Origin of the sequence: Flavobacterium hiemivividum (assembly GCF_004349145.1) — a bacterium.
GTDB classification, from domain to species: Bacteria; Bacteroidota; Bacteroidia; order Flavobacteriales; family Flavobacteriaceae; genus Flavobacterium; species Flavobacterium hiemivividum.
In genome coordinates this window covers 200,900-221,672 of the sequence record NZ_SMFO01000005.1, presented here as the reverse complement: position 1 = coordinate 221,672, position 20,773 = coordinate 200,900, and the positions used below count along the sequence as shown (strand labels likewise).

At 34.4% G+C, this 20,773-nt stretch carries 16 protein-coding genes; 3 read left to right on the top strand and 13 right to left on the bottom strand.

Annotation, left to right across the window (positions count from 1 at the left end):
• Positions 1–399: 399 nt before the first annotated feature.
• Positions 400–1,593, top strand: a complete 1,194-nt coding sequence (sucC, locus tag E0F98_RS09470; RefSeq protein WP_132110808.1) for an ADP-forming succinate--CoA ligase subunit beta — start codon at positions 400–402, stop codon at positions 1,591–1,593.
• 90 nt (positions 1,594–1,683) lie between these two features.
• Here sucC and E0F98_RS09465 read toward each other — a convergent pair whose 3' ends face one another.
• The 6 genes from E0F98_RS09465 to E0F98_RS09440 all read right to left on the bottom strand — a co-directional run bounded on the left by E0F98_RS09465 (position 1,684) and on the right by E0F98_RS09440 (position 6,376).
• Positions 1,684–2,184 (bottom strand): hypothetical protein, encoded by a 501-nt coding sequence (locus E0F98_RS09465; RefSeq protein ID WP_132110806.1) that lies wholly within the window; start codon positions 2,182–2,184, stop codon positions 1,684–1,686.
• A gap of 85 nt (positions 2,185–2,269) precedes the next feature.
• Positions 2,270–2,926: an NAD(P)H-binding protein gene (locus E0F98_RS09460; RefSeq protein WP_132110804.1), complete on the bottom strand. Its 657-nt coding sequence runs from the start codon at positions 2,924–2,926 to the stop codon at positions 2,270–2,272.
• A 7-nt stretch (positions 2,927–2,933) separates the two neighbouring features.
• Entirely contained in the window at positions 2,934–3,398 is a 465-nt protein-coding gene (locus E0F98_RS09455) for a DUF1456 family protein (protein WP_132110834.1), read from the bottom strand.
• 57 nt (positions 3,399–3,455) lie between these two features.
• Positions 3,456–4,487: an aminotransferase class I/II-fold pyridoxal phosphate-dependent enzyme gene (locus E0F98_RS09450; RefSeq protein ID WP_132110802.1), complete on the bottom strand. Its 1,032-nt coding sequence runs from the start codon at positions 4,485–4,487 to the stop codon at positions 3,456–3,458.
• A 6-nt stretch (positions 4,488–4,493) separates the two neighbouring features.
• The gene (locus tag E0F98_RS09445) at positions 4,494–5,504 is read right to left on the bottom strand and encodes a dipeptide epimerase (protein WP_132110800.1); all 1,011 of its coding nucleotides are present in this window, start codon (positions 5,502–5,504) and stop codon (positions 4,494–4,496) included.
• 68 nt (positions 5,505–5,572) lie between these two features.
• On the bottom strand, positions 5,573–6,376 hold the full coding sequence (locus tag E0F98_RS09440; protein ID WP_132110798.1) for an alpha/beta hydrolase: 804 nt from the start codon (positions 6,374–6,376) through the stop codon (positions 5,573–5,575).
• Between the two features lie 246 nt (positions 6,377–6,622).
• Between E0F98_RS09440 and E0F98_RS09435 the strand changes: the two genes are divergently transcribed.
• Together E0F98_RS09435 and E0F98_RS09430 are read left to right on the top strand one after the other, a co-directional pair.
• Positions 6,623–6,961 (top strand): hypothetical protein, encoded by a 339-nt coding sequence (locus E0F98_RS09435; RefSeq protein WP_132110796.1) that lies wholly within the window; start codon positions 6,623–6,625, stop codon positions 6,959–6,961.
• Positions 6,962–7,228: 267 nt separating this feature from the next.
• Positions 7,229–7,624 carry an excinuclease ABC subunit B gene (locus tag E0F98_RS09430; RefSeq protein ID WP_132110794.1) on the top strand — a complete coding sequence of 132 codons (396 nt, stop codon included), beginning with the start codon at positions 7,229–7,231 and terminating at the stop codon, positions 7,622–7,624.
• On the opposite strand, the gene uvrB is transcribed toward E0F98_RS09430, so the two are convergent.
• The 7 genes from uvrB to E0F98_RS09395 all read right to left on the bottom strand — a co-directional run bounded on the left by uvrB (position 7,621) and on the right by E0F98_RS09395 (position 20,555).
• Positions 7,621–9,612: an excinuclease ABC subunit UvrB gene (gene uvrB, locus E0F98_RS09425; protein ID WP_132110792.1), complete on the bottom strand. Its 1,992-nt coding sequence runs from the start codon at positions 9,610–9,612 to the stop codon at positions 7,621–7,623. The genes E0F98_RS09430 and uvrB overlap by 4 nt on opposite strands.
• A 127-nt stretch (positions 9,613–9,739) precedes the next feature.
• A complete protein-coding gene (locus tag E0F98_RS09420) occupies positions 9,740–12,700 on the bottom strand; it encodes a TonB-dependent receptor (protein WP_449404272.1) in 2,961 nt (986 codons plus the stop codon).
• Positions 12,701–13,134: 434 nt separating this feature from the next.
• Complete coding sequence (gene rlmF, locus E0F98_RS09415) at positions 13,135–14,094, bottom strand: 23S rRNA (adenine(1618)-N(6))-methyltransferase RlmF (RefSeq protein WP_132110788.1); 960 nt, start codon at positions 14,092–14,094, stop codon at positions 13,135–13,137.
• A gap of 114 nt (positions 14,095–14,208) precedes the next feature.
• Positions 14,209–14,871, bottom strand: coding sequence for a thiamine diphosphokinase (locus E0F98_RS09410; RefSeq protein WP_132110786.1), 663 nt, complete (start codon positions 14,869–14,871; stop codon positions 14,209–14,211).
• A gap of 96 nt (positions 14,872–14,967) precedes the next feature.
• A complete protein-coding gene (locus E0F98_RS09405) occupies positions 14,968–15,789 on the bottom strand; it encodes a DUF4249 domain-containing protein (RefSeq protein WP_132110784.1) in 822 nt (273 codons plus the stop codon).
• A gap of 27 nt (positions 15,790–15,816) precedes the next feature.
• Entirely contained in the window at positions 15,817–18,198 is a 2,382-nt protein-coding gene (locus E0F98_RS09400) for a TonB-dependent receptor (protein WP_132110782.1), read from the bottom strand.
• A 134-nt stretch (positions 18,199–18,332) separates the two neighbouring features.
• Positions 18,333–20,555: an NADP-dependent isocitrate dehydrogenase gene (locus E0F98_RS09395; protein WP_132110780.1), complete on the bottom strand. Its 2,223-nt coding sequence runs from the start codon at positions 20,553–20,555 to the stop codon at positions 18,333–18,335.
• Positions 20,556–20,773: the final 218 nt, after the last annotated feature.

Here is a 20,773-nt window from a genome sequence, read left to right as displayed (position 1 = left end):
GATTTCATTGCGTTTAATGTATTGAAATGGGGTAAAACGGGTAATTTTTGCTATAAAATTAGAATAACGGTAAATAAATGTCAATAATCATTTTTAGGCATAGCTGAATTACAATATTGGTAAACTGATTTTTCTATTGAGACGATATAATGATAAATGGGAGGGGTACGTTCAAATTTACGGAATTAATTTCAAACGATATAGTGACTTTTGGATCACTGTTTTAATTTATTTTTATGTTTCGAAAAGTTTAATTTGCGCTGTTATTTTGTAATTATTATGGAACTTATAATATAAGAAATTTAAATAGGTAAAAGATTTTTCTGTTCAGATGAATTTTGCTATTTTTGTGCCACTTATATTCTGAAATAAATTCAGGAGCCAGACAAATTCTATATTATGAACATACACGAATATCAAGGAAAAGAGATTTTAGCTAGTTACGGAGTTCGCATTCAACGCGGTATCGTTGCTAATAATGCAGTTGAAGCTGTAGCTGCTGCAAAACATTTAACTACTGAAACAGGAACAAGTTGGTATGTAATTAAAGCACAGGTTCATGCAGGTGGACGTGGAAAAGGTGGAGGAGTAAAACTTGCCAAAAACTTACAACAAGTAGAAGAGATTGCAGAACAAATTATTGGAATGCAATTGGTTACGCCTCAAACTTCTGCAGAAGGTAAAAAAGTACGCAAAGTTTTAGTTGCTGAAGATGTTTATTATCCTGGTGAATCTGAAACTAATGAATTTTATGTTTCTGTTCTTTTGAATAGAGCGACAGGTCGTAATATGATCATGTATTCTACTGAAGGCGGAATGGATATCGAGGAAGTAGCTGAGCATACTCCGCACTTAATCTTTAATGAAGAAGTTGATCCTTCTGTTGGACTTCAAGGTTTTCAAGCAAGAAGAATTGCTTTTAATTTAGGTCTTTCTGGAAATGCTTTTAAAGAAATGGTGAAATTCATCGACTCTTTATACAATGCATATATCGGTTCTGATGCTTCCATGTTTGAAATTAACCCAGTTTTAAAAACATCTGACAATAAAATTTTAGCTGTTGATGCTAAAGTTAATATTGACGATAATGCTTTATACAGACAAAAAGCGTATGCTGAGATGCGTGATATTCTTGAAGAAAATCCAATCGAAGTAGAGGCAAAAGAAGTAGGATTAAACTATGTAGATCTTGACGGAACTGTTGGATGTATGGTTAACGGAGCTGGATTAGCAATGGCAACTATGGATTTAATTAAGTATGCTGGTTTTGAGCCTGCAAACTTTCTTGATGTAGGTGGAACGGCTGATGCAAAACGTGTTGAAACTGCTTTCCGTATTATCTTAAAAGATCCAAACGTAAAAGCAATTTTGATTAATATTTTTGGTGGAATTGTTCGTTGTGACCGTGTGGCACAAGGAGTTGTTGACGCTTACAAAAATATGGGAGATGCTATTAAAGTGCCAATCATTGTTCGTTTACAAGGTACAAATGCAGCTATTGCAAAAGAATTAATTGATAATTCAGGAATGCCAATTTTATCGGCTGTTGAATTCCAAGAAGCAGCTGACCAAGTAAAAGCAGCGCTTTCTTAATTAGAAATTATTAGATATAAAAAAATCCTGTTTGCCTCGGCAAACAGGATTTTTTGTTTTTTAAAAAAGTTATTTTGCGCCAATTGCTTCTTAGCCTCTTAATATAATCTTGTTTTCATTGTCTAAATTTTCTTTGGTTTTCACCAAGATATTAATGATGTCAAATTTGACTGCACTATCTCTTAAATTATAAAACTCATTTGAATTGGTGATTTCGATCTTTAAAATATAGTTTTTATCTATTTTGAACGTCTTGTAATTGTCCTTAATAAATGCTCCATTTATCATATAAATCACATCGTTATTTTTTATTTTGGTAAATTTAGATTTTACTTGTTCCAAATTTATAAATGCATATTTTTTTGGATTTTTGGAAGTAATATGAATCTGTCCAACGTAATGTAGGTTATTAATTACCGTATCATTTTTAATAACATTGACTGACGCTATTTCGTCAGGATTAAAGTACTTCATTGTATCGGCAGAAATAAGAGCTGAATCAAGAAACAAAGCAGCTTCTTTAGTTTTATTATTTTGTCCAAAAAATAGTGTCGTAATGAATAATAATTGAAGGGTTAGGAGTAGTTTCATATTTGAGCAGCTAAAATAGTTGTACAATAAATTAAATGTACAAAAAAATCCTGTTTGCCATGGCGAACAGGATTTTTTGTTTTTATTAGTTTCCGATTTGTTGAACTTCATCAGATTCATATATTGTAAAACCTTTTAAGTTTTTCTGTGCAATTCTAAAAAGAGCTTTTGCTACAGTTTCACTTTCTATAGGTTTATATTTTCTAATACTTCCAATAAATAAAAAGGAAAATATTTTCATAACGAAAGCCGCCGTTTTTTCAGTTAATCTAAACTCGTTTCGGTGTCCTAGAAGTAACGAAGGTCTTACAACCGCGACACTTTCAAAACTCGAAAATTTCAAGAAGTCTTCTATTTCTCCTTTGGTTTTCAAATAGAAATTGCCGGAGGCTTTGTCAGCACCAAGTGATGATATGATCAGAAATTGCTTGACATTATTTTTTATGGCAAATGAAGCAAACTGTTGTGGATATTCAAAATCTACTTTTCTAAATGCTTCTTTAGTGCCCACTTTTTTGATAGTTGTGCCAATTGTACAGAAAAAATCGTCACCTACAACTAAATCTTGATAACTTTCAGGTTTATCAAAATCTATAATATGCTGCGTTAATTTGGCGTGCTCTTTTCCGGCATCTCTTTTTACGAAAGTAATTACGCTGTCGTAATAAGTACTTTCTAAAAGGATATCCAATAATTGGGAACCAATTAATCCAGTACTACCAATAATTATTGCAGTTTTCAATGGCGTGTTATTTTTTATTCTTTCCGAAATTGTATTTCACTTTTTCGACTACCTGTGTTTTTGAATTTCCTTTCGGGTACTCTTTCTTAGACGGTTTTTTTGTCGCAGATTTTGTTTTCGAAGGGGCTTCATCACCTCTTGACTTTTCTTGATCTCTAGGTTTTGCTTTAAATTCAGGTCTTTCTTTCGACCCTTCTTTTGCAGGAATTTGAGCTTTGTGTTTTGCTAAAACGTCATTTGGATTTTTAGGATTCTCTTTTGTCCCACGTAAGTGAATAACTAAAGCATTCAGGAAATTACGTAACACTTGGTCACCACATTCCATATAATTTTCATGTTTTTCATCACGGAAAAACGCGCCTAATTCTGATTTAGTAATTCTAAAGTCTACTAATTCCAATATTTCAACTATTTGGTCATCACGTAGCATCAAGGCAACACGTAGTTTTTTGAAGATATCGTTATTTGTCATCATATTCTAATTTTTTACAAAGGTACGTTTAAAATGTAAGTGGTCGTAATTTTAGATTCAGAATTGGTATTGGTTTAGAATAGCAATTATTTTATTTAAATCGTCCTCCGTATGATTGGCGGTAAATATGATTCTGTTCAAATCTTTACCATCGGTAGGATATTTAAAATTAGTTACAACGATGTCATTTTTAGTAAACACTTCATTGATTCCAGGCATCTCTGGATAAATTACAGGATAGTCAGGATGAAAGGCAAATGCTTTATTTTTGACTAATATACTTTCAATATATTTTAGATTTTTTTTTAATTTTAAATGTTGACTTTTATATATTCCTTCAGCTTCGCCCACTGCCTCAATTAGAGCTGGGCTCATTCCTGCACTTGAAACAAAGGAGGGATTATTCATAATTTGACTAATAAAGTATTGATCAGATGCAATTACACCCCCGGTAACTCCCATCGCTTTACCTAGAGAAGCGAGCATGATTTTTCTTTTAACATTTTTATAGTTTATCGAAGAGTAAATCCCACTGCCGCTATTTCCTAAAACACCCAAAGAATGCGATTCATCGACGACTAAAGTAACTTCTTTATTGGGCGAAATTAAATTAATAGCATCTAAATCCACTGCTTTGATTTGAAAGCTAGGCACGGCATCAGTCAGAATTGTTATTCTTTCCTGTTTGGTGTCTAGCAAGCGCGGATTTAACTCATTTTCGATAAAAAAGGGTAAGCTATTAGAAACTCTTAACGCAGTGTGAGTGTTGGGAAAGTAATAGAAAACATCGGTGGAGTCGCTAAGTTCTTCGATTACTAATTTTGCGGCTAACATTCCTGAAGAAACAGTAACAGTGGCTTCTGCTTGTATATAAGCAGATAGAAATTGCTCTCCTTTTTCGTATGCGGTTAGTTGTATGTTTGAATTTCTGGAACTGCCGTAAGCAGAACCCCATCGCAGAATATTTTTTACAATTAGTTGTTGGAATTCAGGGTTGGCAGGCATTCCTAAATAAGCTGTTCCGCCAAAATATAAGTAACTTTTTTCCTTAACTTCAATAATTCTATCTGGAAAATGATTGATTTTCATTGCTGATTATTTTAAAACAACGCCAGTTCCGTTTAGCTCAGAATAGCTGATTTTTCCGTTTTTTATGGTCACTCCATTTGCGATATCTTCTGCAAGAAGAAGCGCACCGTCCATATCTACATAATCCAATTGTGGTAATAAATGAGCAATAGCTGAGATTCCGACAGAGGATTCCGTCATGCATCCTACCATTTTTTTTAAACCCAGGTTTTTGGCTTCTTGAATCATGCGTCGCGCCGGAGTAAGGCCACCACATTTTACTAACTTTATGTTTATGCCATGAAAATGGTTGTGGCATTTAGCGACATCTTCTTCGATAATACAACTTTCGTCGGCTATTATCGGAAGAACTGAATGTTTAAAAACTTCCTTGTGTCCTTCCCAATTATCTGCTTTCATAGGTTGTTCCAGAAATTCTACACCTAATTTTTTCAATTCTACAGCATTGTTGATGGTTTCTTCAACTCCCCAACCACAGTTTGCATCAATTCTAAAAATAGCATCTGTATGTTTTCGAAGTTCTTTTACTATGGCAATGTCTTCTTTAGTTCCAAGTTTAATTTTATATATGGGCCATGGCAACTCCTTCATTTTAGAAACCATTTTGTCTATAGAAGCAATCCCAATAGTGTAATCTGTTAATGGATTATTTTCGATTGAATAGCTCCAATGTTCATATAATTTCTTCCCTTTTATTCGTGCGTACAAATCATTGTACGCCATGTCCAAAGCACATAAAGCAAACATATCCTCTTTTAAATGAGAATGCATTTTTTTCCAAAAATCTTCAGGTGTTTCACCTTCACTTGCTTCAATAATACTACGTATTTTGTTCAAATCTTCCGTCATTACGGGAACGGTAGTTTTGTAATAAGGATTTGAGGTGGCTTCACCAAAACCTGAAAATTCTCCGCTTTTCAATTCGACAATTAAGGAAGGCTGGAAATCGATCGATTCTCTTGAAATAGTGAACGTATGTTTTAATTTAAGGTCGTAGGCTCTTATTATTAATTCCATAATTTATTGAGGATGTAAATTTTTGTTTAAATAAGTTGTGATAACAGTCTATAAATATAAGGAATTAGTTAATATCCTAACCATAGAATGGCTTTTGTAAATCCATCACGCCATAATTTTTCGTTGTGCTGGCCTCCACTAATAATTTCCTTTTTATTTAGGTGCAAACAGCTGCATCGCTTTGTATTTACTAAATGTTCCATCTTGTTCATATCGGCAATCATATCTTCACTTTCCTTATCACCACAGAGGAAATAAATTTTAGTTTTTATTTTTTTAGTATTTTCTGTTAAGTCGAATATCTTATTAGAGAACCAAAATGAAGGACTGAAAACTCCCGCTTTCCCGAATACATTTGGATATTTCAGAATGGCGTAATACGATACTAATCCGCCAAGAGAGCTACCCATTATTAATGTATTTTTCTTTTTTGTCTTTGTTCTGTACTTTTTATCTATTGCTGGTTTTAGAGTTTTGACAATAAATTCAAGATAGGCATCGGCATTTCCGCCACCATATTTTTCGTTTTTAAAGGGAGTCAGCTCTTCCATTCGTTTCTCATTCCCATGTTCGATTCCTATTACGATGAGCTGGGCATTTATACTGTCTAGCTTTTCGTCAAGATTCCATTCGCCGGCATAGGAAGTTTTAGCATCAAATAAATTCTGCGCGTCGTGCATGTAAATAACAGAATAATTTTTCTTGGAGGTTTGGTAATTCTTTGGAAGATAAACCCATATTTTTTTTGTGGTTTTTAATTCTGGGGCTTTAATAGTAAAAGTAGAAACTTGTTTTGAGGCGGTGCTTTCTTGAGCAATTGTATTTGACAGGAAAAATAATAGCGCAAGAGTGGGAAGTAGTTTTTTAATCATTGAAAAGGGTTTTTATAGCTAAAAATAGTAATTATTTTTATTGTACAACTGCATGAGTAGTTCTGGTTAGCACTAATATTTTTTTTATATTTTATTTTAAGATTGTAAATACTTGATTATGCGTGTGTATAGTTTTTGTAGTTAATGATTTCAGTTGGCTTTAATAATTGTCATTGTTTGTGGAACAATTAAGTGGCATAGTTATTGGCTTGGGTTAATATAGTTGTAATTTAAATTTTAGAACATATGAAAAATATAAAAGTACTTGCAATACTAGGAATCGCCTTTTTTGCCTCAAGCACGATAAATGCGCAAGTTTCAGTGGGTGTCAACATCGGACTTCCATCAGTAGTTATATCGGGTCAGTATGAACGCGGCTATGAGCCACAAAGGAGAAATGTTGAATATCGTGAGGAACGTGTAATATATGTAGAACGTGAAGACTGTGATGATAGATGGCATGACGATCGAAGATATTACGAGAAAAATTATAAGAATAAAAAATACCACAACGGGAAGCATTATGACAAAAAATATAAAGGAAAAGGTCATAAAAAACACGACGATAACGATTGGGATGATTAATAGCAGATCCAGATAAGAGTACGTAAAGAGAACCAATTCTGGTTCTCTTTTTTGTTTCCTACTTTTTTAATGGAGCTCTAAAAGTAGTGAACTCCGCTAAAGAGTGAAGTTTATAATATAATCTTCAGCAGCTGTTTTTATGTTTTTGAAAAGGGCTTAACTAGTGTTCTAAAAAAGAATAATAAAATAATTGATGTAATTTGTTGAATCACTGCTTGTTTTAGGGTTTTAATTTTAAAATCCATATTTTAGCTAAAATTAATTATTATGAACGAAGAAAAAAGGAGCCTGCTCAAAGAGATGATTGCGTTTTCGACCGTTGATGGTCATTTGCAAAAAAAAGAATACGAATTATTATTTCTAGTTGCCAATGAGTTGAATATCGAAAAAGGAGGTTTTAACGATTTATGCCATCAAAAATTACCGAAACTTTCGCAAAAGAAGGAGTCAGAAAGAATTCAGCAATTTTATAGATTAGCAGTATTATTAAATAGTGAAGGTAATTTGTATTTACGAGAAGCAGCATCAATTAAACAAATTGGAATGAGTATGGGGTTGAATCCAGATGCTACCAAACGAGTTTTGAAGAAAATCGAAAAAGCGCCAACTACCACTATTCCTGAAGATGTATTAGTACGAATTTATAAAGAGGAGCAAAATTAGCTAAGTTGTGCTTGTAATTTTTTGATGTCATCACGCAGTTTTGCAGCTTGCATAAAGTCTAAATCTTTTGCAGCTTTCTCCATTGCTTTTCGTTTTTCACGAATTCGTTTTTCTAGTTCTGCTTTCGATAAATATTCGGTTTCCGTTTCAGCGGCGGTATCTAAAGTTAATCCTAGTTCGTAATCAACTAATGGGTTTTTAGTAAAAGCACTTTCTATTTTTTTGTTCAGTGCTTGTGGAACTTGGTTGTTCTCTGTGTTATAATTGATTTGTTTGGTTCTACGGTACGTTGTTTCATCAATAGTCTTTTGCATACTTGCTGTAATTTTATCAGCATACATAATTGCTTTTCCATTTAAATTTCTTGCAGCTCGGCCAATAGTTTGTGTCAGCGAACGATGGCTACGAAGGAAACCTTCTTTGTCAGCATCTAAAATGGCTACCAGAGAAACTTCCGGTAGATCCAGTCCTTCACGAAGTAAGTTCACTCCAATTAATACATCAAACAATCCTTTTCGTAAGTCTTGCATGATTTCGATGCGCTCTAGCGTATCGATATCAGAATGGATGTAGCGGCAGCGAATATTGACTTTTGTCAAGTATTTAGCTAATTCTTCAGCCATTCTTTTGGTTAAAGTAGTTACTAAAACTCGCTCGTCAACTTCACTTCGCGCATGAATTTCCTCAATTAAATCATCGATTTGGTTTAAACTTGGTCGAATTTCAATTACGGGATCTAATAATCCTGTAGGACGGATGACTTGTTCTACAACAACACCTTCTGTTTTTTGTAATTCATAATCCGCCGGAGTTGCCGATACGTAAATGACTTGGTTTTGCATAGCTTCAAATTCGTCAAATTTCAAAGGACGATTGTCCATCGCAGCTGGAAGTCTAAAACCATATTCTACTAAGTTTTCTTTACGGCTACGGTCACCACCGTACATGGCGTGCACTTGAGAAAGTGTGACGTGGCTTTCATCAACTACCATCAGGAAATCTTTTGGAAAATAATCCAATAAGCAAAATGGTCTTGTGCCTGCTAATCTTCCGTCAAGGTAACGAGAATAATTTTCGATACCAGAGCAATAACCCAATTCTCGAATCATTTCTAAATCGAAATTTGTACGTTCTTCTAAACGTTTTGCTTCGAGATGTTTACCAATTTCTTTGAAATAATCGACTTGTTTGACTAAATCTTGCTGGATTTCCCAAATAGCACCTTGCAATACATCAGGCGATGTTACAAACATGTTTGCAGGATAAATGGTCAGTTTTTCGAGTTTTTCAATAACTGCTGCTGTTTTTATATCGAAAGATTCAATCTCTTCAATTTCATCTCCAAAAAAATGAATTCGAAACGCATCATCGGCATAACTTGGATAAACCTCGACTGTGTCGCCTTTTATCCTGAAATTTCCCGGCGTAAAATCGGCTTCTGTTCTAGAATACAAACTCTGAACTAATTGGTGTAATAATTTAGTTCTTGAAATAACTTGATCTCTTTCGATCTCAATTACATTTTTCTGAAATTCTACAGGGTTCCCAATACCGTATAAGCAGGAAACGGAAGCGACAACTAAGATATCGCGACGACCAGAGAGTAGGGAAGAGGTGGTGCTTAATCGCATCTTTTCGAGTTCTTCATTGATAGACAAATCTTTTTCAATGAAAACACCTGTCACCGGCATAAAAGCTTCGGGTTGATAGTAATCGTAATAAGAAACAAAATACTCCACCGCATTATTAGGAAAAAACTGTTTGAACTCTGAATACAATTGAGCCGCCAAGGTTTTATTATGAGCCAAAACTAATGTAGGCCTTTGTACTTCTTGAATAACATTAGCCACAGTAAACGTTTTACCAGATCCTGTTACTCCCAATAGAGTCTGGAATTTATCTCCATCAACTATTCCTTGAGCTAATTTTTCTATGGCTTGTGGCTGGTCGCCTTTTGGCAGGTAATCGGATACTACTTGGAAATTCATTTGTGTAAGGGACAATAATTTAGAATTGCAAAGTTACAAAGTTTATAATTATTCCAATCGAAAGTTAAAACCAAAAAAAAACCACCATGCAGTGCATGATGGTTGGGATTTTATAGCTTCTGTTTTATTAGAAGCTGAAGCTTACTCTAGTAAAAATGAATCTTCCGTTTTGTCCAAATTGAGATACGTTTCTTGAATACGTAAATTGGTTTGAATTGGACAAATCTGATGTTGTTGGAGCGGCAGTATAATCAACCGCACCATTAACGATTCTAGGTTTGATTGCCGTTGATGGACCATAATTTGCATCTGGGTAAATGTCAAAGATATTATTTGCACCAATAACAATTTTTGCTGATTTAGTAAAATTATAGGCAATTGAAAAGTCTGTTATAACTTTTCCTCCCCAAACTGGGTGTTCCGTTTCAACTATTTGACCATTAATAATAGCGCCTTCAATTCTTCCGTCTCCATTTACATCAACTGTATTTGGGTCAGTAACTTCACCGAAATATACGTTTCTCAAGAAGAAATCAAATTTATTAACAGAAAGTGAATTGGTTAAATTTGCTTTTACTCTTGGCACAGCCTCTTCTAGATAGATTCTACTAGTCTCAGAATAGTATTTATTAATTTGGCCGTTAGCTTCTAATATCGGGGAAGCATTGATATCACCTACCTTTGTTGTTTTAGAAATAGTTCCAGATAGATCAGTTTTTAAAGTCAAACCATTTCCGATATCTCCTTTATGGCTAATTACAACATCGATACCTTTTGATTTTGTGTCAATTGCATTTGCAAAGAATGTTGCTGCTGTAGCATTAGCAGAATCAAACAAAGTGTTTAATTGAGCCGCAGGAGTTCCTGGATCTGGGTTTCCTCCTGGTCTAGAGAACTGGTCTGTAAGTACGACTCTGTCATCGATATTTACGATGTAAGCATCTGCAGTTAAGGTAAGATTAGCTTCGGGAATTTTAGCTGTAAAACCAATACTTGCACTTTGAGACTCTTCTTGTTTTAATTGAGGAATTCCTAGTAATTTAGCTGCTGGCGAATCATTACTAAATGTTCCTACTTCAAATGGTACACCTCCTACGAATTGCGTAGCTGTAGAGTTAAAGTAGATTTGGTGTAATGAAGGAGCTCTAAATCCAGTTGAAATTGCTCCACGTAAATTAATATTATCTGTTAGTTTGTAACGAGATGCTAATTTATAATTTGTAGTTCCTCCAAAATCAGAATAATTCTCGTAACGAAGGGCACCGTTCAATAGCCATTTTTCAGTTACATCATATTCTAGATCGGCATATACTGCAGCACTATTTCTTCCTTTGTCAATTGCATTCACCGGTTTGAAACCCGGGAACACCTGAGATGATCCAGGTCTAAAAGATCCGTAAAAATCAGTTACTTTAATATTATTCGGAGTAGTTGCAGTAACTATACCTCCGTTAATATCGTAGGTGTTATAAGATTCTGGTTGTCCCTCCTTTATTTTAAAATTTTCATATCTGTATTCTGCTCCGAATGCTACATTCAGTTTATCAAATTTTCTACTTACATCAAAATTGGTTGTGTTTTGAGAAAAACCTAACCCTCCAGCATCAAATTCTGTAGGAGATTGTTCTCTTAAAGTGGTATTTAATGTGTTTTCGATCGTGTAGTCGAAGGTGTTTTGACCATAGGTGTTACTTAAATCAAAATTCCAAGTTTCGAATATATTTCCTCTAAGCCCTGCTGCTGCAGATACGTCATTAATTGTAGAGTGTATTTCAGGTAAGAAACCATTTGGATACAAAGCAGTGTAGGCTCTTGATTGATTTGGTCTTCTGTAAAATCCTGCTGCTTCACCCTCTCTATAACTTGTACCTCCAAAAGCGTATACTTCAAGATTGTCATTAATTGGATAGGCTGCATTCAAAAAGAATTGTCCACTTTGTAATGACGATTGTCCTACCGCCATGTTGAAGGCACTTCTTTCTAATTTTCTATAAGCTAATTCTCCTGCTGTTGCGTCAAAATTCAAAGCGGTTTGCATTTGCGTAATAGAAGTTGCACCTAGTATTGCAGTTTGTTGACCGGCTGTAAAATAACTAACTTGTGGAGCATAAGTTTTAATTAGACCAAGAATTTGAGTAGAGTTTGGCGTGTTATCAATATTTCCAAATAATGCGTTAATATTAGTACCAGCTTCTACAGCTCTTTGCTCTACAGCATTAAATGCACTAAACAAAGTACCAGTAGCATCTTTCGCTCTTCCTGTTTGCCCTCTTAATTGAAAACTTGCCGTTGCGTTGATGAAACTTTTCTCTTTACCAAGACTAGTACCGTAGTTCATGTCTATTTGTGCATTATTTCCATCATTACCGCCTCTGTGATCATTTGCTCCTTTAGAAAAATGACTCCCTCCAAAAAGGGCAATATCAAATTTATTAGTATCTTTTTTTACATTGATGTTGATCACACCTGCAATCGCATCAGAACCATACTGAGCTGAAGCTCCATCTCTCAAGACTTCGATTTTTTCGATAGCAAAAGCTGGAATCGCATTCAAATCCGTTCCTACAGAACCTCTACCTGGTGATCCATTAATGTTGACTAGAGAAGAAGTATGTCTTCTTTTTCCATTTACCAATACCAATACTTGGTCAGGACCTAAACCTCTTAATTGTGCAGGGTCAATATGGTCCGTTCCATCTGCAACAGTGGCAGTGTTTGAAGTGAACGATGGTGCTACCATGTTCAAAATTTGATTTAAATTTACTTGTGCACCTTGTGACGAAATCTCTTTCATACTAATCACATCAATTGGCACCGCAGATTCAGTTACTGTCCTAGGAGCACTTCGTGACCCCAATACAACTACATCTTGAAGTGTTAGTCCGCTTTCGGCTAACTTAGCGTTTAAAGTAGTTCCTGTAACTTTTAGCGTTTTAGTTTCCATTCCTACAAATGTGAACTGTAAAAATTCTCCAATTTTTGCACTAATTGAATATTTTCCATCAGCATCTGTTGTTGTTCCTTTAGTTGTTCCTTGTACTAGGACTGATGTGCCTGGTAAAGGTACATTTGAGTCGTCAGTAACAATTCCTGAAAACTTTAATCTCTTGTGCAGTTAATCCTGCCGAAAAAATAAAAGTTAGAATAAATAATAATTTTTTCATTATGTGGTTGGTTTATGGTTAGTCTTGTAAACTTACATATTTAAAATCTAAATGTTATTTAAATGTTAAAAAATATAAAAACAGTAATATGTGGAGGTTTTTAGTTTCTATAATTGAAATATTGCACTCGTATTAGTATTTTTTTTAGGAATTTTCTTAACTTTTATTTTTTGTTATCGTGAATTTATGAACTGTAAACGACTAGTTAAGAATGTGATTCAGTAAAAAACACTTAGTTTTTATCAAAATTTGAATCATTAGTATGGTTTTGATATATCTTTTAAAAAAAATATGGAAATTCGATTTGCATACTGCAAAAGGAATTTCCATACTTAATAAACGATCAGTTTTAAACTAGCTATTCAAACTTCCATTGTTTTTGTTGTCCTTCGCTTAGAAAAGTCCAAGCTATTATTCTACTATTTTTTTGGCCTTGAGCCATATCGATAGTTTTAATCATAGCAGCATTCACTTTATTCAATGTTTTATAAATGCTCGAAAGATGAGATTGTTTTGATACTAATGTAGTGAACCAAAAACATTGCATTGGATATTTTGCACTCTCATATATCATTTGGGTAATGAATCCAAGTTCTCCGCCTTCACACCACAATTCTGCATTGTGTCCACCAAAATTCAAAACAGGTTTAGTTGCTTTGTTTGCGACATCTCGAGATTCTAGATTATTTACTTTGCGCAACGAACCCTTTGTTGCTTCTTCCTCTGATTTGTGAAATGGCGGATTGCAAATGGTGAAAGTAAATCTATCTTCAGGCGTAATTATATTTTTAAAAATAAATCGCGACTCTGTTTGTTGTTGCAGACTAATTGATTCAATTAATTTAGGGTTGTTTTCAATTATATCACTACAGTTTTGCAGTGCTTTTTCATCGATATCGGTTCCTACAAAGCTCCAACCATATTCTACATTTCCTATTAGTGGATAAATACAGTTAGCGCCAATACCTATATCTAAACCTTGAATTACATTGCCTTTTGGGATTATTCCGTTGTTGCTACTGGCCAATAAATCGGCTATATAATGGATATAATCGGCTCTTCCAGGAATGGGAGGACAAAGATAATTGGCTGGAATATCCCAGTTTTTAATATCGTAATTCGTGATCAATAATGCCTTGTTTAATGCTTTTACAGCTTCAGGATCACTAAAATCTATAGTTTCGATTTTGTGTTCGTTGATTGAAATATACTTTTTTAAGGCTGGACTATTTTCAATTAAAAGCTTAAAATCGTATCGGAATCTATGTTGATTCCTTGGATGTAAATTTGTTTTCTCTGTATTCGTTTTAGTTGTCATTTTTTTTGTTTCAAGGCAAATATGGAGCTCTTTTTAAAATCTAGTTTTGTAGCAAGTTATGTAAAAAAGAATCGCTTTAGTGATTTACTTAAGATTTGTTTTTCGATTTCAAAATTAATCAAAGCATTCCATCATTAATAAATCACCGGCATCATGTTCTATGACTACAATTCCATCTTTTGCTACATGGTTGCTACTGCCGGTTCGGTATCCAATGGTGAGGCTGTCATTTTGCAAAGGATAAAATAAATTTTCAGAATGAATTCCACTAACATGGCCTATTGGAATTAGTGAAATAGGAGTATTTGCAGTGTACCATTTTTCGAATCTTTTAGATAATAAAAAAACTTTGGAATGATCGTCCAGAATAACAATTTTTAATTTTTCGCGGTAGCGTACAATATTGGTAAGGTTTGTTATCGTGTGATCGGTGCGTTTTCCTGTCGCCCACACGACATTTACGGCAGGTATTTTTCTTTCGTACAAATAGTCAAAGGCTTTTTCTAGATCTGTTTTGTTTTGATCTGGCGCATGTATTATTTCAATGGGATACTGGGATTCTTTATATCGAGCCACATCAAAATTACGGTCAAAATCACCTAATAGCACATCTACTTTTATATCGAGCTTCATGACTCTTTCCATAGCCGAATCTAATACGATTACTAAAGGAGACCATTCTAATAATTGTCCCAGTAGCTCAGGGTCGCAAGAAGCACCATTAGCGATTATTAATGCGGGTTCTTGATCGTCGCGTACAATATGGTGTGAGGACATTTTTGAAATTAGATTTTGGTTGTTTTTAATTTTAAAATTTGATTGTTACACAAACGAATTTCAGTTTGCAAAGTTAATCAAAATCTAATAAGCTTACTACTGTATTATATAGGTTCGTGTATCGGCTTCACTCAGAGCAAAATAACCCAGTGGATAATTTGCTGCATTTGTGGTGTTGATAATATTTCCTCTCACTGTTGCAGGAGGAGATTGAAAAGGTGCGCCACCGTTACCGCCTGCAATACTCACTAGTATTTTAATGTAATTATAATAAGACTTCGAAATACCGAAATGGCTAATAGCGATCTCGTCTCCCTGCTCTAAGTCGTCATTTTGCGAAATACTGAAAAACTTATTTCCCTGAAAAAAGATATCTTCATCAGCATTGTAATTGATCTTTTTCTCCTTTGGATAACTGTATTTGTATAAGTAATAATTGGATTCGTTATCCGGATCAGTAAAGTACGTTTTAATTTCAATGTTTTTTCCTGTAAAACCACCCTCGTTATTTTGTATTATTTCTGATATTGGAGCTACTGATTTTAATTTTTCTGTAGCCGTATAAGTTTCACCGTCCTCTATTACAGTTAAAACGTAGTCTTCGTTGATAACTGGCACAAAGTTGTTGCAGATGTATTCTCCCGTATTTGGGGTTTCAATAAAATCAAATCGTATATTGGAACTGTTTGTAATGTAAACGGTGGCGCCAGATACCGTGGGAATTGTATTGCTGAAGTAGTCTGCTGTTGTCGTTAATTTTACTTTTTGTACTCTTCCAGTCGTTTCTTTATACCAGTTTATAGAGGCTTCAATAACTAGTTTTGGTGGAGTATTATTTAGATCTACGTCAACAACTTCTTCACAGCTGACAAAGAGGACTGATAGTAAGATTACGATAAAGTGAATTGATTTTTTCATAGTATTTTTTTATTTCGAATTACATTCTTAAAATTTAAAATTGTAACTAACTGCGGGAACGATCCCAAAAATTGATGTTTTTACAGCCTCGTTATTTCTTGTGTCTTCATTTTTCCTAAAATTAATAGACGCCGCATTTCTTCTGTTGTATAAATTGTAAACACTAAAAACCCATTCTCCTTGCCATTCTCGGTTCTTATTTTTGCGCGGGGTCAAGGTGGCAGAAACATCGAGATGATGATAGGTGGGAAGACGGTTTTCATTTCGTAATCCATAACTCGGAACGGTAATTCCTAAGTATTCATATTGTCCGTTAGGATAACTCGTTGGTTGTCCAGTTTGCAAAGCAAAGTTGGTGCCAAAAGACCATTTCTCATTTAAAGTGTATGATGCAGTTACAGCAAGGTTGTGCGGCTTGTCATAACTAGAATTGTACCAACTGCCGCTGTTTATTCCGGACTCTTCTGCAGTTCTTCCAGGAGTTTGCTGCTCTGACTTTGATAACGTATAGGAAATCCATCCGTTTAATTTACCTTCATTTTTTCGAAGTAGTAATTCAATCCCATAGGATCGTAACTGGCCGTTTAAAATGATTTGTTCGATTGCTTTATTTGCAATTAAATTTGCGCCATCCGTATAATCCAATCTGTTTTTCACCTCTTTATAATAGGTTTCTACCTCCAGCGAGTAGCTATCATTTTTGAAATTCTTAAAATATCCAACTGCTACTTGATCTGCAATTTGAGGTTTTATAAAATTATCACTTGGCATCCATACATCTAGCGGAGTAGGTGAGGAAGTATTAGATATTAATTGTAAATATTGGGTCATTCTATTGTAGCTCCCTTTTATCGATTGGTTCTCGTTGAGTTGATACGAAACTGAAAATCGAGGCTCTAGATTATTGTAACTTTGAATGACTTTATTCTTATCATAGAATTTTGTTCCTATAGGTGTCGCCTTTTCATATATCTGTAAATCTGTATTGAAAGTCAGCGGACTGTTATTTTCATATATATTCACCGTCGATGATCCTAATCTATAAAAAAGGCTGTATCGCAGTCCATAAGAAAGAGAGAGTCTATCTGAAACTTCTTGTACGGCACTAATATAAAGAGACGGTTCGAATGCATATTTTTTATCTAATTGATCGAAATTGATTCCGGAGTCTTCATTGGATGGCTTTATAGTTCCAGGATTAAAGTCATAATAAATGGCGTTTATACCATAATTCAATTTAAATTTATCTGAAATATAATTTTTGAAATCATATTTTATATTGTAATTCTTAATACCAGAATCCCATTTGAAGCCAACGAAATCTAAATCCAATCCGTAATAATAGTCGCTGTAAATTAGGGAAAGGTTCGAAAATAACTTGTCTGAGAAAAGATGGTTCCATCTTAGGTTCAAAGTCGAATTTCCATAAATATTAGAAAAGCTTTTGTTTATTGAAAATACATCTCTACCAAAATATCCCGATAGAAATAAGTTGTTATTTGGATCTAATTTATAGCTCAGTTTGGTATTCAAATCATAAAAATAAGCAGAGTTGTTTTTTTGCTCTTCAGACAGTTTTAAAAATAAATGGGCATAAGAGCTTCGGCCGCCTATCAAGAAAGAACCTTTGTCTTTTACTAATGGTCCTTCCAGTAATAGCCTGGATGAAATTAATCCTATACCACCATTCATGTGGAATCCTTTGCTGCTTCCGTCTTTTTGGTAAATGTCCAATACAGAAGAAACCCGACCTCCAAAATTAGCTGGAATACCACCTTTATATAACTTTAAATCTTTAATAGCATCAGGATTAAAAACAGAGAAAAAACCAAATACATGAGAGGAATTAAAAATGGTTGCTTCATCCAGTAAAATTAGATTTTGATCTGCGCCACCACCACGAACGTTAAATCCAGAAGCGCCTTCACCGGCATTTGTTACTCCAGGGAGTAGTAAAAGTGATTTTATTACATCGACTTCACCTAGGACAACAGGCATTTTCTTAATGGCCGAAATGGAAAGCTTGTTGAGGCTCATTTCTGGCGAGCGAATAGCACTGCGCGGACTATTATCTGTAATGATAACTTCTTGGAGTATTTCACCACTTTCAGATAGGCTGAAGTTCATTTTTTTGTTTCCCGATAATTCTATATTTTCAGATACAGTCTGAAACCCGATGTAGCTAATTAAAACTGTATAATTATTTTTAGGGAGTGTTATCGAATAAAAACCGTATTCATTTGTTGTTGTACTAGATTTAATTTCAGGAATATACACATTCACGCCTATCAGCGTTTCGTTGTTTTTTATATCGGTAATCGTGCCGCTAAGTGTAAACTTTTCTTGTGAATAGCAGGAAAGTGTAAATAAGAAACCGACAGTTAAAACGATAATTTTATTGAAAAACATACTATTTATTTAGAATTACAAAGTTGATGCAATGGTACGTAAAATTCTATTAAACAAAGGTTAAAAAAATAGTAATAAAAAAAAAGACAACCGTTGCTGGTTGTCTTTTAGAGTATAATAATAAGATAAATTAATTAAGCAATTTTAGCTAAAATAGTATTAAATGTTGCGCTAGGACGCATTGCTTTGCTTGTTAATTCAGGAGTCGGTTGATAATAACCACCAATTTCTTGTTGTTTTCCTTGCGCTCCAATTAATTCCGTATTAATTTTCGTCTCGTTTTCTTGTAGTTCCTTTGCAATAGGTGCAAATGTAGCTTGTAATTCAGTGTCTTTGGTTTGCGCTGCTAAAGCCTCTGCCCAGTACATCGCTAAATAGAAATGAGAACCACGGTTGTCAATTTGTCCAATTTTACGAGCTGGAGATTTATCATTTTGCAAGAACTTCTCTGTCGCTTGATCCAAGGTTTCTGATAAAACTAATGCTTTTGGATTAGAATAAATACCAGCTAAGTGTTCTAATGAAACAGCTAAGGCTAAGAATTCTCCAAGAGAGTCCCAACGCAAGTAACCTTCGTAAGTGAATTGTTCTACATGCTTTGGAGCTGATCCACCAGCACCAGTTTCAAACAAACCACCACCATTCATTAATGGAACGATTGATAACATCTTAGCTGAGGTTCCTAATTCTAAGATTGGGAATAAATCAGTCAGGTAATCACGCAATACATTTCCTGTTACAGAGATAGTGTCTAATCCTGCTTTAGTTCTTTCTAAAGTGAAAATAGTAGCTTCTATCGGGTTTAAAATTTGAATGTCTAAACCAGCTGTGTCGTGATCTTTTAAATATTTTTTTACTTTTTCAATAACTTTTCTGTCATGTGCTCTGTTTTCGTCTAACCAGAATATAGTAGGTAAATTAGTTGCACGAGCTCTGTTTACAGCTAGTTTTACCCAGTCTTGAATAGGAGCATCTTTAGTCTGACACATTCTGAAGATGTCTTTTTCTTCAACAGCTTGCTCCATTAAAACGTTTCCTTTACTATCTGTAACACGAACAACTCCGTCTGCAGTCATTTGGAATGTTTTATCATGAGATCCGTATTCTTCTGCTTTTTGTGCCATCAAACCTACGTTTGGAACACTTCCCATTGTTGTAGGGTCAAAAGCGCCATTCTTTTTACAGAAATCAATTGTAGCCTCATATACTCCAGAGTAACAACGATCTGGAATTAAAGCGAAAGTATCTTGAGATTTACCCGCTGCATTCCACATTTGTCCCGAAGTACGAATCATTGCAGGCATAGAAGCATCTACAATAACGTCTGAAGGAACGTGAAGGTTAGTAATTCCTTTGTCTGAATTTACCATCGCTAAACCTGGACCATTTTCAATTGCTTGAGTAATGGCAGCTTCTACTTCTGTTTGTTTCGGATGTCCAGCAATTTTTGCATAAACATCGCCTAATCCATTTCTGGTGTCAATACTTAATTCATTAAATAAGACTCTGTATTTTTCAAATACTCCTGCAAAGAAAACTTCGACAATTGCTCCAAAAATAATTGGATCTGAAATTTTCATCATTGTTGCTTTCAAGTGTACAGAAAGCAATACATTTTCTTTCTTAGCTTCGGTAATTACATTAGCAACAAAGCTTTTCAAAGCCTTTAAGTTCATTACTGAACTGTCTATTATTTCTTCGGCTTTTAGCGGAGTACTCGCTTTTAAAATTGTAGTAGCGCCATCTTTTCCAACGAATTCAATTTTTACGTCAGTAGCTTCTGCAACAGTTACTGATTTTTCACTTCCGTAAAAATCCCCCTCTTTCATTGTCTCTACTTTCGTTTTCGAATCTGCAGACCAAGCTCCCATCGAGTGCGGGTGTGCTTTTGCAAAGTTTTTAACCGCTTTAGGAGCTCTACGGTCAGAATTTCCTTCACGTAAAACCGGGTTTACTGCTGATCCTAAAACTTTAGAATATTTAGCCTTAACTTCCTTTTCTGCGTCGTTTTTCGGGTCTTCAGGGAAATTAGGTATTTTATAACCATGCTTTTGTAATTCAGCAATAGCTTCTTTTAACTGAGGTACAGATGCAGAAATATTAGGTAATTTGATAATGTTTGCATCAGGAGAAGTCGCTAGTTTTCCAAGTTCAGATAAAGAGTCTTCCACTTTTTGGTCTTGGTTCAAAACTTCTGGGAAGTTAGATAAGATTCTAGCGGCTAGAGAAATGTCTTTTGTTTCGATTTCAATCCCTGCTGTTGCAGTAAATGCTTGTACAATTGGTAAAAAAGAATAAGTAGCCAGCAAAGGCGCCTCATCAGTCAAGGTGTAAACAATCTTTGATTTTTGTATCATTTTTTTATTTTTATAGTCGTATCCCTAATTAACTAGGATGTGAAATGTATGTTTTGCCTAAAATTTGGCGAAGCAAATATATGAAAATCAGACTGAAATTAGAGTGGATTTTACATAGAAATAAAGGAATTGTGAGATTGTTATGTTGGTAGTCTTAAATTGTCGATTCCTTGCTTTTTTTAGATAAAATAAGATTTTTATTATTTTTTTTTAATAAA